The 14,178-nt window shown below is 59.4% G+C and carries 14 protein-coding genes and 1 tRNA gene; 4 read left to right on the top strand and 11 right to left on the bottom strand.

Annotation, left to right across the window (positions count from 1 at the left end; all coding sequences use genetic code 11):
• Window positions 1–4: 4 nt before the first annotated feature.
• Genes sctR through sctW form a run of 8 tightly spaced genes read right to left on the bottom strand, consistent with a single transcriptional unit; the run spans window position 5 to window position 7,974 of the window.
• A complete protein-coding gene (gene sctR, locus ACA046_RS04525) occupies window positions 5–658 on the bottom strand; it encodes a type III secretion system export apparatus subunit SctR (RefSeq protein ID WP_497675982.1) in 654 nt (217 codons plus the stop codon).
• Window positions 655–1,668 (bottom strand): FliM/FliN family flagellar motor switch protein, encoded by a 1,014-nt coding sequence (locus ACA046_RS04520; protein ID WP_497675981.1) that lies wholly within the window; start codon window positions 1,666–1,668, stop codon window positions 655–657. Before ACA046_RS04520 ends, sctR begins: the two co-directional genes overlap by 4 nt.
• Window positions 1,665–2,123, bottom strand: coding sequence for a type III secretion system HrpP C-terminal domain-containing protein (locus ACA046_RS04515; RefSeq protein WP_497675980.1), 459 nt, complete (start codon window positions 2,121–2,123; stop codon window positions 1,665–1,667). Before ACA046_RS04515 ends, ACA046_RS04520 begins: the two co-directional genes overlap by 4 nt.
• Window positions 2,095–2,535 (bottom strand): type III secretion system stalk subunit SctO, encoded by a 441-nt coding sequence (gene sctO / locus ACA046_RS04510; protein ID WP_497675979.1) that lies wholly within the window; start codon window positions 2,533–2,535, stop codon window positions 2,095–2,097. The genes ACA046_RS04515 and sctO overlap by 29 nt, the downstream gene beginning before the upstream one ends.
• Complete coding sequence (locus ACA046_RS04505; RefSeq protein WP_497675978.1) at window positions 2,522–3,880, bottom strand: FliI/YscN family ATPase; 1,359 nt, start codon at window positions 3,878–3,880, stop codon at window positions 2,522–2,524. The genes sctO and ACA046_RS04505 overlap by 14 nt, the downstream gene beginning before the upstream one ends.
• A complete protein-coding gene (locus ACA046_RS04500; RefSeq protein WP_497677044.1) occupies window positions 3,877–4,776 on the bottom strand; it encodes an FHA domain-containing protein in 900 nt (299 codons plus the stop codon). The genes ACA046_RS04505 and ACA046_RS04500 overlap by 4 nt, the downstream gene beginning before the upstream one ends.
• A gap of 10 nt (window positions 4,777–4,786) precedes the next feature.
• Window positions 4,787–6,883 (bottom strand): type III secretion system export apparatus subunit SctV, encoded by a 2,097-nt coding sequence (gene sctV / locus ACA046_RS04495; RefSeq protein WP_497675977.1) that lies wholly within the window; start codon window positions 6,881–6,883, stop codon window positions 4,787–4,789.
• Window positions 6,880–7,974: a type III secretion system gatekeeper subunit SctW gene (gene sctW, locus ACA046_RS04490; protein ID WP_497675976.1), complete on the bottom strand. Its 1,095-nt coding sequence runs from the start codon at window positions 7,972–7,974 to the stop codon at window positions 6,880–6,882. The genes sctV and sctW overlap by 4 nt, the downstream gene beginning before the upstream one ends.
• Window positions 7,975–8,238: 264 nt before the next feature.
• Between sctW and ACA046_RS04485 the strand changes: the two genes are divergently transcribed.
• A complete protein-coding gene (locus ACA046_RS04485) occupies window positions 8,239–8,790 on the top strand; it encodes an RNA polymerase sigma factor (protein ID WP_497675975.1) in 552 nt (183 codons plus the stop codon).
• A gap of 108 nt (window positions 8,791–8,898) precedes the next feature.
• Here ACA046_RS04485 and ACA046_RS04480 read toward each other — a convergent pair whose 3' ends face one another.
• On the bottom strand, window positions 8,899–10,116 hold the full coding sequence (locus tag ACA046_RS04480) for an MFS transporter (protein ID WP_008430708.1): 1,218 nt from the start codon (window positions 10,114–10,116) through the stop codon (window positions 8,899–8,901).
• A 427-nt stretch (window positions 10,117–10,543) separates the two neighbouring features.
• On the opposite strand from ACA046_RS04480, the gene ACA046_RS04475 reads away from it, so the two are divergent.
• Both ACA046_RS04475 and ACA046_RS04470 read left to right on the top strand, forming a co-directional pair.
• Window positions 10,544–10,864, top strand: coding sequence for a DUF6124 family protein (locus ACA046_RS04475; RefSeq protein WP_497675974.1), 321 nt, complete (start codon window positions 10,544–10,546; stop codon window positions 10,862–10,864).
• A gap of 269 nt (window positions 10,865–11,133) precedes the next feature.
• Window positions 11,134–11,210: transfer RNA gene (locus ACA046_RS04470), tRNA-Met, on the top strand.
• An 81-nt stretch (window positions 11,211–11,291) separates the two neighbouring features.
• On the opposite strand, the gene ACA046_RS04465 is transcribed toward ACA046_RS04470, so the two are convergent.
• Window positions 11,292–12,332 (bottom strand): DMT family transporter, encoded by a 1,041-nt coding sequence (locus tag ACA046_RS04465; protein WP_497675973.1) that lies wholly within the window; start codon window positions 12,330–12,332, stop codon window positions 11,292–11,294.
• Between the two features lie 145 nt (window positions 12,333–12,477).
• On the opposite strand from ACA046_RS04465, the gene rimJ reads away from it, so the two are divergent.
• Window positions 12,478–13,032: a ribosomal protein S5-alanine N-acetyltransferase gene (gene rimJ, locus ACA046_RS04460; RefSeq protein ID WP_497675972.1), complete on the top strand. Its 555-nt coding sequence runs from the start codon at window positions 12,478–12,480 to the stop codon at window positions 13,030–13,032.
• Between the two features lie 51 nt (window positions 13,033–13,083).
• Here rimJ and ACA046_RS04455 read toward each other — a convergent pair whose 3' ends face one another.
• Window positions 13,084–14,121 carry an SMEK domain-containing protein gene (locus ACA046_RS04455; RefSeq protein ID WP_003217842.1) on the bottom strand — a complete coding sequence of 346 codons (1,038 nt, stop codon included), beginning with the start codon at window positions 14,119–14,121 and terminating at the stop codon, window positions 13,084–13,086.
• Window positions 14,122–14,178 lie beyond the last annotated feature (57 nt).

Below are 14,178 nucleotides of genomic sequence, written 5' to 3'. Positions count from 1 at the left end.
TCACTCAGAGGTAAGAAAGGAACAGGCTGTCGAGTAATCGCGACCACCCGGAAACCATGACGAACAACAGCAGTTTGAGCGGCAGGGAAATGGTCATCGGCGAGACCATCTGCATCCCCAGGGCCAACAGCAGGTTGGAGACAATCAGGTCGATGACGATGAACGGGATGTAGATCAGGAAGCCGATCTCGAACCCCGCCTGCAACTGCGATAACACAAACGAGGGGATCAACAGGATGAGGTCTTCGCGCTGGGTGCTTTGCGCCATTTCGGGCGGCCACATGCGCGCACTGTTTTCCAGCAGGTGGGTCAACACATCCGGGTCGGTGTTGCGCAGCATGAACGCGCGCAACGGCGCGATGGCCTCAACCCCTGTTTCCATAAGCGTCTGTACATTGCTCATGTCCACCGGGGACGCCTTTACGTTCTGGGCAATTTCATACCCGACGGGCGCCATGATAAACAGCGTCGCGGCCAGTGCTATGCCGTTGATGGCCATGCTCGGCGGCACCTGCTGCACGCCGATGGCATTACGGGTAATCATCAGCACGATGACGATCTTCAAGAAGGCCGTGCAGATGATCAACAGCATCGGCATCAATGACAACGCGCCGAGAAACACTGCCAGTACAAGGGGGTCAATCCCCTGGAGCGTCATCGGGCAAAAACCACACGAGACAACTGCAGCCCAAGGCGCCCGTCCACTTCCACCAACTGCCCCTGGCCGATGGGCCGGTCGCCGTAATAAAGCCCCGCCATGCCGGGAGCGTAACCGGAGATGCCCAATACCGCGCCGGGGGCCAGGTTGCGCAATTCGCCGAGGGTCAGGCTCAGGGTGCCGCAGCGCACATTCAGGGCCATGCTCAACTCGTCGAAGGGCTCATGGCCGAAGACATCCACCACGGGTTGTTCATCCTCATGCCCCGGGTATTGTTGTGTTGCAAAATCCTCGTCCACAGACGTTTCCTCGATCGAAATAAGCGTCAGACACAACGGCCCGGATTCATCATCAATACAGCCGTGCAGCCGGTGCCTGCCGACGTGCAGGAGGCCATTGCCCTGTGGGTCGAACGTGGGTTGTTCAAGCATCACCACGTCACCGGCACGCAGCTGGCGCACCTGGAGAATCGGCAGCCGCAGGCGCCCCAGCGTCACCGCAAGCGCCAGTTGAAACGACGCGGGCAGCGGGGCGGCTATGGGCCGCCAGGGGCCGGCGTCGCACAACGCCAGCAAGGTCTCGGGCGCCAGCCACAGGTAACTCACCACGCGGGACGCACCCAGCGTCACCGTCAACCGGCAACCGAACGTCAACTTCCTGGGAGCAGGCAACAACCGCAGGTAACCGAACGCCGCTCGCACCTCAGGGCTCAGGTGGTGCTGGAACAATTCCCAGAACCAGGAATCCGGGTCGTTACCGGCCTCTGCCAGTGTCACCGGGCACTCCCCCAGCAGGCTGAACAGCGGCCCGGGCTCGGCGAAAGCCAGCACCCCGCTGGTACTCTCGAAACACAGCGGTTTGCCCCCCACGGGCGCACGACCGGGCACCATCAGCAACTCACCGTGCTGCCCAGAGACCTGAAATGACATGCGCATGCCACGCCCTAATCTGCGCCGCGCCGCCACTGTGTTTGCGTTGACCACGGGCACGCTCAAAACCGGCATGATCATGCCGGGGCCATGTGTGCCAGGTGCACGTGCACTGGTTGGGCCAGCGCTCCGGCCAAGCCGTCCTCAAGGCGTTGCCGCACGCCTGGCAGCCAACGTGCGGTGTGCGTTTCCTCAGCCGTCAGCTCAACGTTCCAGGCGCCTTGTTCGCGGCGCACGCTCGCGGTGATCCGCCCCAGGCGCGGCAGGTACAACATGGCTTGCAACGGCCACTGCGCAGCGGCCTGCATACGGGGCGCCAATTGCTCGGTCATCGTCTCGATCATCAGCGCCTCGGTTGGCGCTGTCAGTGCCGTGCGGGAGGAACCATAGCCGCCCCCCTCACGGTCGCGGGTAAACAGTTGGGTAAATAACAGCCTCTGCTCCACGGGCACGAACGCCCCCGTACCGGGCTCACGTTCATCCCGAGGCTCGCGCGGACGCGGACGCTCAGGTTTGTTCACTGGAACTTGCGTCATCGTTCTCTTCCTGCACCAACAAAAGGGATAGCTCCTGGAGTTTTTCAACCTCGCGCAAACACTGGGTAACGTGCCGCTGTGCGCTGTCGATATGGGTCAACTGCTCCTCACGCTGGCCGTGCAATGCATGCAACTGCCCTTCCTCGCGCCGGGTGTCGGCGGAGAACGTGCGCTCCTGTGTATTCCAGGACTTGAGGTCGCGAAACGAGATCACTTGCCCTTGATGCTGGCCCAACAGCTCTGCGGTTTTGCGCGCCTCCTCCTGGCGGGTGTGCTCAAGCGCGTCCTGTGCCTGCTGGATCTGCAACAGCAGCGCTTGCTGAAGCCGCTTGGCCGCCCGCAACGTGCGCTCGGCGCGATCGGCCCGATGCTTGCGCAGGCGCCGCAGGGTGTCTATTTCAGAAAGGGACATCGCAGGTCAGCTCCATCAGCAGATCAAGGGTAGTTTGCATCGGCGCCGGCTCACGCAAGTCCTGGCGCAGGAAACCATCCACTGCCTGGCGGCTGTTCACCGCCAGGTCTGTCAGGGCATCGCTGCCAGGCTGGTACTCGCCCAGCTTGAGCATCAGCTCGATCTGCTGGTAGGCCGACAACAAACGCCGCAATGCGGTGCCGGCCTTGATGTGCGCGGGCTCAGCCACGTTGCTTAAAATTCGGGAAAGGCTGGCCAACACGTCCACCGCCGGGTAGTGGCCGCGCTCGGCCAGCTTGCGGGACAACACGATATGGCCATCGAGCAGCGAGCGGACTTCATCGGCCACCGGGTCGTTCATCGAGTCCTGCTCGATCAGCACGGTGTAGATCGCGGTGATCACCCCGTCGCGGGTCAACCCGGCGCGCTCCACCAAGCGCGGCATCAGGCTGTACACCGACGGCGGCAGGCCGCCACGGCCCAGTGGCTCACCGGCGGCCAGGCCGATCTCGCGCTGGGCCCGGGCGAACCGGGTCAGGGAGTCAATCAGCAGCAACACACGTTTGCCCTTGCGTCGAAACCCTTCGGCCAACGCGGTCGCCGTGAAGGCGGCGCGCGCCCGTTCCATGCTGGAGCGATCAGAGGTCGCACACACCAGCACCGCCTTGGCTCGTAGCTGATCGTCCAGCTCATGGTCGAGAAACTCGCGCAGTTCGCGGCCGCGCTCTCCGATCAGGCCGAACACAATCACATCGCACTCCACGTTCCGGGCGATCTCGGCCAACAAGGTGGTCTTGCCACAGCCGGCACCGGCGAACAGGCCGACACGCTGACCTTCCCCCAGCGTCACCAACCCATCGATCGAGCGCACCCCGGTGGACAGCGCCCGGTTGATCCGCGGCCGCTCGGTGGGCAAGGGTGCCTCGCACAGCACAGGGCTCGCATCCTCGGCGTCATCCTCGACAAACGCACTCGGACCTTCGCCCGCAATCGGCCGGCCAAAGCCATCCAGCACCTGCCCCAGCAAATCGTCCCCCACCCGCACCCGATGCGGCACCCCAAGGCGCTGCACGCTGGCGCCCACCCGCACGCCTTCCAGGTTGCCCAGGGCACTGAGCACGGCATCCTGCTGATCGAACCCGATAATCTCGGCGAGCATGTAGTCACCCACGGTTTTTTCGACCTGGCATAAGTCACCGATGCGCGCCTGAGGCAGCCGGCATTGCAGCAACATGCCGTTGACCCGCTGGATACGCCCGCGCACCGCCACCGGCGCAAAGCTGGCCAGCGCACTCGACTGGCGCTGCTGCCAGGCCTCAAGACGAGCCTGCATCTGCTCACTCACCAGCGCACCTCGAACCGTTGCACGCCGTCGAATACCACCTTGGTGTTGTCGATCAGCACCAGCCGCAAACCCTCCACCTCATCACCGACGAACAGTCGGTTGCCCTGCTCCAAAACCACGTGCCCGTTGGGCCCGCCGACGATCTGCAAAATCTTGAAGGGCAGTTCACTGTTGCGTTCGCTGACACGGCTGAGCACCGGCACCGAGGTTTCGAACTGCTCACCAAAACGGCTGAGCATGCGCGATACCAATTCCACGTCGTCCCGGGACACATCGCCGTTGAGGCTGACCTGGCCATTGATCACTTGCAGGCTCACACGGTGGCCCAACTCTCGCTCGCCGAGCATCTTGAGCAACTGCTGACGCACCTCGTAGGGCGAGCCCAACTCGGGCTTGCGGACCTCTGGTGGCATCAGCGATGCCTGTGCCTGTCGCTCGCCATTGGAAACCATACCGATCGCCGTGATGATGACCGCCCCCACCACCACTAGGCTGATCAAACGCTTCTGCTGCGACCTCGAGATCGAGGACAACATCAGCGTCGGCGGCGCCTCACTGACGGGTGCCGGCTCCAGATCCGTAACGACAGGCGCCTTGGGCCAGGGCTGATCGGCCCGGGTGACGCAGAGCCGAATCTGGCCAATCGAAAAAGGCACGTTGAGTGGCAAGTCACTGATCTGAGCGACGAGCTGACCCTCGGCGTTCTGCACCAGCCCTTGCTCGGCCTGCAGCAACCATTGCCCGCCGGCAAGGCGCAACCACACGTGCCACTCGGCAATGCCCGGGTCGAACAGTGAAAGGTCCGCGTCAGGATCGGCACCAATACTCCACTGCTCGCCAAACAGCGGCAGCGCCGCCCCCTGGTGCTGGCCATCCAGCACGCGCAACTCAAACATCATCAAGCCCTCATGCCACTGCGCCGTGCAACAGATCATCCTGACCCAGATCAAAACGCCCCAGCACCTTCACCTTCGAGGAGCTGCCCAACTCGGCAAACGACAGCACCGGCACATGGTTGAATTCTTCCAACAGCAAGGTACGCAACGGGCTGCGCAAATCCTGCGCAACCAACAGCACGCTCTTGCTCTTGGCCCGCACGGTAAAGGCTTGTTTGAGCAGGCTGACCAGCACCGCGCTGCTGTCGTTGTCGAGGGAAAAGAACACCCCGGTTTGGGTCTGGCGCAATGCATCGCGCAGCACGTTTTCGGTGTGGGGCGACAACAGCCAGGCATGCAGGCCATCGGCTTCGCTGTACTGATGGAAAATCTGCGACTTGAGGGCGATGCGCGCGTAGTCGGCCAAGGCGTCCGGCTCACGTTCATGCTGGCCGTACTCGATCAAGGCCTCGACGATCAGGCGCACGGCACGCAGCGGAACACCCTCGCTGGCCAGGCGCTGCAACACCGCCGAGAAACGTGAAAGCGGCATGATGCGTTGCAGCTCCTGCACCAGCTCCGGCTGGTTGAACTCGAGCCAGCTGAGAATCGACTTGCTCTCCTGAATCCCGAGGAACTGCGGCCCGCTCAGCAGCATCGCGCGGGTCATGCGCTCGATGATCAAGCCCTCTGGGGTGAAGCGCTCCAATTGCTCATCATCAAGCAATGGATCATCGGGCGCCAACCACACCCATTCCTGTTCGTCGCGCTCAGGCAGTCCCTTGGCGCCGTCTTCGGGCTCAGCGGCCAGGGTGTCACGGACCACCGCCATGCGATTGCCAAGAGTGGCCTTGATCATCGGCACTTCATGCACGCAAAAGCGGAACTCATCGTCGGCCAGTGCCGGTGCGAACTCGACTTCAAACGGCGGCAGCGTCAGGCCGATTTGCGTGACCAGGCCATTGCGCGCCTGGCGAATGCCATGGGTGACCTGCGCCACCTGCGCACTGCCGTGCAAAGCTGCGGGGTACTGCAACAGGTAAGGCCGCGACGGATCAAAGCCGCGCAAGTCTTCTTCACCATTGTCTTGCGGGGCGACCGTGTCGGCATTCGTTTGCTCCGGCTGCTCTAGCCGCTGGCGCTTGCGTACCAGGTAATAACCCAGGGAACCGGTGATCAATGAGATGAGGATGAATACCATCGTCGGCATCCCGGGAAGCGCCGCAAACGCGAGCATCCCGACCGAGGCGATGATCCAGCTCTTGGGTTCGCTGGTCATTTGCCGGGCGATCTCGGCGCCCATGTTATTGGAGCCCTTGTTACGCCCGGACGGTGCCACACGGGTGATGATCATGCCGGCGGTCAAGGAAATCAGCAGCGCGGGAATCTGCGCAATCAGGCCATCACCGATGGTCAATACCGAGTACAGCGCCATGGAATCGCCGGCGCTCATGCCGTGCTGGAACATGCCGGTGGAGAAACCGCCCAGCAAGTTGATCACCACGATAATCAGCCCGGCAACGGCGTCGCCCTTGACGAACTTCATGGCCCCGTCCATGGCCCCGAACAGCTGGCTCTCGCGGGACAACTGCTCACGTTTGTCCCGGGCCTGCTCGCCATCGATCAGGCCGGCACGCAAATCACTGTCGATGGACATTTGCTTGCCGGGCATGGCATCCAGGCTGAAGCGCGCCGCCACTTCAGCAACACGCTCGGAACCTTTGGTGATCACCAGGAAGTTGACGATGGTCAGGATCATGAAGATCACCAACCCCACCGCCAGGTTGCCGCCCACCACGAAATTGCCGAAGGCCTCGACGATATCGCCGGCGTCCTGCTCCAGCAGAATCAATCGCGTGGTGGCAATCGAGAGGGCCAGGCGAAACATCGTGGTCAGCAACAGGATCGACGGAAACGAAGAAAATGCCAGCGGTCCCGGCAGGTACAACGCCAGCACGATCAACAGGCACGAGATACAGATATTGAGGGCAATCAGGATGTCCACCAGCCAGGTGGGCAGCGGCACAATAAAGATAAACACAATGGCCATGATGACCACCGCGCCCAAGACTTCGGCACGTTGTGCAACCTTCAGCAGCACGCCATTGATGACCCGTAACGCGCTCATGCATCGGGGCCCTGCAAGGCCATACCCTGCCGGGCGCCGCGCTCGGTGCGTGCGTACTCGTCCATCACCAGCAAAAAGCTGTTCAGGCACTCTTCACGGCCCCTGGTATCACGCCACACTGCCAGCGGCAGGCTCTTGAGAACGGGGTAAACGCTATTGAGTGAAATCACTTGATTGAGTACGTCAGCACCGCCCAACTCATTGGCCAGACGCTGGATCTCGGCAGCCGCAATCCCGGTGTTCGAGTAGGCCAGCAAGCGTTGGAGCAGCGCCACCGCGTCCCGTGTCACCGCGGGATAGGTGAGGGCCAGGCGTTCGATCAGGTCCCGGCAATTACACAAGATGCCACCCAGTTGATCGCAGCCGCGCAACCCCACCAGCAGCGTGAGTAGTTTTGCCGATGCGATCGAAGGGGTCAGCGCCGCAATATCGTCGGCCAGGGCACGGCGCATCAGCTTCAGCCCCAGGCCAAAGTCATCGCCACCGAACAACCCCAGCAGCGCCTGCAGCATCGTTGCCAGGGATTGCCGGGTAACCACGCTGGCGTAATACACACCGCGCACCGCCTGGCGCAGTTGAGGGTCATCACTGCTGGCCTGCAGCGCCAATGCCGTGTTCAGGCCCGCCTGGATCTGCGGCTTGAAGCGCATCTCCAGCTTCACCAGCGCCTCACGAGCCAGCTTCGCCTCGTTGCTGCGCACCTCGGCATCGGCCTGCGCGGCCACTTGCTGGAGCACCACGTAGGCCCGGGCCGGGTCATTGCCGGTGATCTCCAGAAATTTCTCGACGCTGGAGTTCACCAACAGTTGAACCCTGACATTACGCGCGACGGTCGCCAGCGTTGCCTGAGCCGGATGCCCCAACTGTTCATAGAGTTGCGCCAGTTGCTCGACCGGCATTACACGCAGGCCTATCTGCCGCCGTCCGAGCGCACGGCTGTTGAGCTCGACCTCTTGGTTGAACAGCGAACCGAGGTCGTCGCCGATCGGCGCGGCGCTCGCCGTGGAGGGTGGCCGGTGATCAACCCTTGCAGGCGCAGGCTGATCCAGGCTCTGGGGCTTTTGCACATCAATATGGGGATCGACTTTCATGGGGAATGCCAGGACGGGGAGATTCGTGTCCTTGTGTGGCGGGCAAACCCGTTACGGTTCCAACTTATCGGCGATTGCGAGGCTTATGAAAAAACCGGCACAACCCTGCGCAGGTTTGTGCAAAACCTTGCGTGGAAAAGCATGAAAACAAGATATTTCGCTATATATATCAACAGCTTATGAGTGATTTGTGCTTGGCACAGGCAGTGCTAAGGGGGTTCCCGTCGGAATTATTTCGATCGTGTCTACCCTGAGGAAAAAATCATGGATATCCCTATCGATGTTTTAGTTCACCTTACACCTGACCCGCACCGCTCCATCCAGAACCTGTCGGAAGACCACCACAAGAAACTCCGCCGCTTCATTCATAAACGCGTACTGAACCCGGAAGACGCAGACGATATTCTGCAACTGACGTACCTGGAGGCCTGGCGCAACCGGGACCGCTTCAGTGGCCAGGCCACCCTCAGCACCTGGATGTGCGGGATTGCCCAGAACCTGATCCGCAACCACTTCCGGCGCATGTATGCCAAACCGGTGCATTGCGAATTCGATGAGGCGCTGTGGCATGGGCAGGAAGAAAACAACAGCCTGGACTGGCAGTTCGAGATCAACCGCAAACTCGAAAAGACCTTGCGGGCGATCAAGAATTTGCCCCCGGAAATGCGTAAAACGCTCTACGCCTCGCTGGAAACCGACGGCAGCTACCAGGACACCGCCGACGCCATGGACATCCCCATCGGCACCGTGCGCTCACGATTGTCCCGGGCGCGGGAACAGTTGAAGCGAGCCACCTACAACCCGCTACAACCGTAAATCAGGGCACCGGCGCAACGCCGACACCCTTTGCAGGAGCAGTTGATTTACCCGTTTGACGCAAACGTTGGGCAGCAAGGATATCTGCCCGACTCGATTGACCCGATATCAGGCCTTTTTGGTACGCGGCAACAGAATCGCCAACACCCCGAACAGCGGCAAGAACGAGCACAGCGTGTACACGTACTCGATGCCGTGAATGTCAGCCAGGTGCCCGAGCAGCGCTGCACCAATCCCGCCGAAACCGAACATCAAACCGAAGAACACCCCGGCGATCATCCCCACATTGCCTGGCACCAATTCTTGCGCGTACACCACAATCGCCGAGAACGCCGAGGCCAGGATAAAGCCGATTACCACGCTCAGAATGCTGGTCCAGAACAGGTCCACATGGGGCAGCAGCAAGGTGAACGGCGCAACGCCGAGGATCGAAAACCAGATCACCGCCTTACGGCCGATCTTGTCGCCAATCGGCCCGCCAAAGAACGTACCCGCCGCCACCGCCCCCAGGAACAGGAACAGATGCAACTGGGAACTGGCCACCGACAGGTCGAACTTCTCGATCAGGTAGAAGGTGAAGTAACTGGTGAAACTCGCCATGTAGAAGTACTTGGAAAACACCAGCAGGCCCAGCACCACCAATGCACTCAGCACCCGGCCTTTGGACAGGCCATGGGTGGCCGCCTGGCCTTGCTTGAGCTTGAACAGGTTCAAGTGGTGCGCGTACCAGCGGCTGATCGCATACAGCACAAACAACGCAAACACAGCGAACAGACCGAACCAGGCCACATTGCCCTGGCCGAACGGAATAATGATCGCCGCCGCCAGCAAAGGACCGAACGCGGAACCCGCGTTACCGCCCACCTGGAAGGTCGATTGCGCCAGGCCATAACGCCCGCCCGAAGCCAGGCGCGCCACGCGGGACGCTTCCGGGTGGAAAGTCGACGACCCGATACCAATCAGCCCCGCTGCCAGCAGGATCAATGGGAAGCTGCCCACCTGGGACATCATCAAAATGCCCACCAGCGTACAAATCATCCCGCAGGGCAACAGGTACGGCTTGGGATGGCGGTCGGTGTAATAACCCACCCACGGTTGCAGCAGGGAAGCGGTGAGCTGGAACGTCAGAGTGATCAGCCCGACCTGGGTGAACGTCAGGCCGTAATTGGCCTTGAGCATCGGGTAGATCGAGGGCAGTACCGACTGGATCAAGTCATTGATCAAATGCGCCAGCGCCACCGCGCCGATCACACGCATCACCAACGGGCTGGTTTGCCCGGCGGCAGGCGCCGTAGCCACGGAGGGCTGGGAATTGCTCAGAGCCATGGGAGGTTTTCCATACAGCAGATGGATGCACAGGTGCAGGTGCGACAATGTGCCACTTTTGGGTGCAGGAAGGCTATCCCGTTAGCAGGCTAACGAGTAGGTGAATCGATGCAGCGGTCATGGCTTGTAAAGGGCCAGCAAGATGAATCCCTTTAATTTGCGGGACGTTTCCTAGAGAATCTTTCGGCCTTGTGCCTGGGGGAGTCGGTGACTAGTCTTCGGTCCGTCGCTGGTTTTCAGTGATCGGGTTTAGCAGCCTGAACTCAATAGGCACACGCTTTACGCCCCAGTTTATGGTGGCTGTGCGTGGGGCACCTTCGGGTGCGCCGGTTTTCCTATTGACTGGTCTGCTAACCCGCGTACAGCCGCCACCCTTCTCGTTTAGCAGCGACGGTGGCAGCTTCTTCAGGTCAATAGGAGCTACACCATGTTCAAGATCGTCCCCGATCCACCCCGTGACCAAGCCAAAGACCGCGCCGCTTTCAACCGAGCGCTCGACCACTACTTACCCACCGATCCGCCGCAACCCTCGACAAACTTCTACGCCATCAGCGACGAAATCAGCGTCGAAGACTCCCTGCTCTACACCGCCGACCTGCTGCACAGCGCCTCGGCCACCGCGCTCGATTGTGGTGAACAACTGCAAACCCCCGAGCGTGCCAAAGTGCTTGCCGTGTGGCACCTGCTGGAAATGGCCAAAGCCATGGTCGACCGCTCGATAGAGTGCCTGCACCCGCGCAAAACCTGACGCGCGAACGCCAGAACACCACAGATCAAATGTGGGAGCGGGCTTGCTCGCGAATGCGGTGGACCAGCCAATACCTCTGTTGACTGACACACCGCATTCGCGAGCAAGCCCGCTCCCACCTTTTGATCTTCGCCGCCTTGGGACCTGCGCAAACCCCAACCGCTCGTCACCAAACCCGGTGTTTCCCGTTAAACAGTTGATAGCGTAGATAAATTTTCAAAAAAAGCGCTTGACGCATTCCCGTTCTCCGCGAATAATGCGCGCCACTTGGCTACATAGCTCAGTTGGTTAGAGCATAGCATTCATAATGCTGGGGTCCGGGGTTCAAGTCCCTGTGTAGCCACCAAGTACTAAAAACGGCTTACCGAAAGGTAGGCCGTTTTTTTATGCCCGAAGAAAAGTACTCGGCCCTATTACTCCTGCGAAATCAGTGCTTATGCCGATGGTGCACATCGGGAAAATGCGCATGACTATGCTGAATCGGTGCGTGCTCATGCGCATGACTATGTGGTTCGGTACCGTCCCACTCAAAGCCGTGCACATGCTGGTGGTGCTCATCGTGTGTATGACGATGGCCGTGCGTGAGTGGATCGTGCTGATGCTCGTGCGCATGATGTTCCATCAAGTGAATCCACACTCCGATGGCCATCAAGGCGGCAGCGAGCAAGAACATCAGCGAGACCGACTCGCCCAGGATCAGAATCGAGATGACCGCGCCAAGGAAGGGAGCCGTGGAAAAATAGGCCCCGGTGCGCGCGCTGCCAAGCCCGCGCAGAGCGAGCACAAACAACACCAGACTCACGCCATACCCAAGCAGCCCAACCACCATGATGGACCCCAGCGTGGCCACGGCTGGCAGTTGCGACCCGATGGCCAACGCCAGACAGCAATTGACCACCCCCGCCGCCAAGCCTTTGCTCCCGGCGATAAAAAGCGCATCCGAGGCAGAGACCTTACGGGTCAGGTTGTTATCGATGGCCCAACAAAAACAGGCGAACGCCACGGCCAGCGGCCCCGTCCAATCATGAGCCGTCGCCGTCCCTTGCGGCCACGACAAAACGAGCCCGCCCAAAACAATGGCGATCATGCCGATGACAATCCGGCGATCCGCGTTCTCTTTGAACACGACCCACGCCAGAACGGCCGTGAGCACTGACTCAAGATTGAGCATCAGCGATGCGGTGGCGCCCGCGGTACGGGTGAGGCCATACATGAGCGCCACAGGCGCAAGCACGCCCCCAAAGACAATGGCGCCCATCAACCAGGGCCACTCTCCGGCTGCAAGCCCGGGCCGTTTCCAGCCGTGGTCGCGGGCAAACCGAACGATGGCCAGGCCCAGGCCGCTGCCCAGATAGAGCAGCCCTGCCAACAGGATGGGCGGCGTATCCAGCCCCAAGAGCTTGGCAAGCGGAGTGCTGGCGCCGAACAACGCCGCAGCAGCCAACGCGTAGAGAACGCTCACATTCATAATGGGTTGCCCTATCAGGCTTATTGCATAAGGACGAGCATCATAGCTGTGCCCGGGTAAGAATTACGTGAACGCCAGCCTGGCTGGATTCTGTGCGACTGAAGCGGCAGGATAGCCCGGCTGGCAAACCACAAGAAGGTGACGCATGACATTCCCCGCTACCGGCATCAGCACTGACCGCCTCTTACTGCTGGGCGCCCACCCTTCCCACGCTCGCGCCATGCAAACGTACCTGCTGCAAAATCGCGATTTCCTGCAGCCTTGGGAGCCTTTGCGTGACGACGCCTTTTTTGAACTGGACGCCATCACCGAACGCCTCCACGCCATGGCCGACAAAACCGCCAGCGGCGAAGCGTTGCACCTGCTGATATTCAGCCAGGACCAAATCATCGGTGCCTGCAACTTCAGCAACATCGTGCGCGGTGCGTTTCAGGCTTGTCACTTGGGTTACGCACTCGCTGAATCCGCCCAAGGCCAGGGCCTGATGCATGAAGCGCTGACGGCGGCGATTGCCCATGTGTTCGACGCCATGCAACTGCACCGAATCATGGCCAACTACCGCCCAGAGAATGAGCGCAGCGCGCGCCTGCTGGCGCGGCTGGGGTTTGAAAGAGAAGGTGAAGCACGGGCGTATCTTAGGATCAACGGGGTTTGGACCGACCATATATTGACCGCATTAACTAACCTCGAAGTCTTGTGAATAAAATCGCCTCTTGTAAATCCGGAAAAAAATTGCCCGACGACTTGCGATTTAGAACCCCGACAAATTTACCTCACCAACTACCTGCCGCAGGTTCAACTTCTTGACGTCAATAAATTCAAAAAAGCTAATTGCAAGCTCATAACACTCAGTGATTGTCACCCCAATTTCAGCGGGACCGTAATCGTATGACTCCTCTCCGTTTACCTCGACGAATCCCGCCTCCGCCAAGATCCCCAACTCGCCGTCTAAATCCACACCTTGAAACTTCCGCTCTACAACGGAATAAAGCAGGTGGGCATGTAGTTCCCCAAATCTTTTAGAATCACCTGAGCGTCGGTGCTCCATTAATGAAACAAGAAACTCCCTTGTCACCCTAGGCAATCTAGTAAGCTTATCGCCCATCACTACTAGCGCCTGAGCGATGCCTTTCTTTTCTGAGCTTGTCACACCTATCTTCATATCATTCATCAGATATGAAACAAACTTCTTACCGTCACCAATCTGAGGCTGCGGTGGCAATTCCCACATCGCGTAACCATCGGTTTTATATTTTCCGCCTTTTTTTCGAACCTCAAGATCGTTTTTCAACCTCATGCATTCTGACTGCACCAACTCGTGAAGGTCCTGCAATTTACGACTGTCTAGATCCATGGACTTGCGCGCCAGATCGGACAAGTCCCAAATATCTTGCTTATTAAAAGAAAACCCACTGAGCTTGGTAGCGTTTAGCTTATAAGATCCTTGCTTCGCCCCAAGAATAACAATAATAATTTTTTTATAGGCTAACTTCTGTGCAGCCGTAATTTTTGAAAGAGTCTTGTAAACTTTAGCAGACGAAGAGGTTGCCGTAACCTGGATACCGACCTTCCAGACTTTATCTCCCAAATCAAGACCAGGATTATTCGATCTTGTTTTGTTCAGACTTTCCAACGAGCGCCCTTCAATTATATTCAAGACATCACGAATAAAATTTTCAGCATACACGGGCAAATCTGTAAGCCCGAGAGAAACCCTTAACTCTATATGCCCCCTAAGTTCTGAAAAATTATCAATAATTTCACCTATAAAATGTCCTCTGGTGATCATCAGCTTACTCCTTGCTTGTCATGTAATAGCAGAAAGAACATCTAATATAGCAACATC

It is taken from the genome of Pseudomonas sp. LBUM1641 (assembly GCF_059716235.1).
The sequence above is the reverse complement of the archived record's forward strand: the minus strand, read 5'-3'. Positions and strand labels throughout refer to the sequence as shown.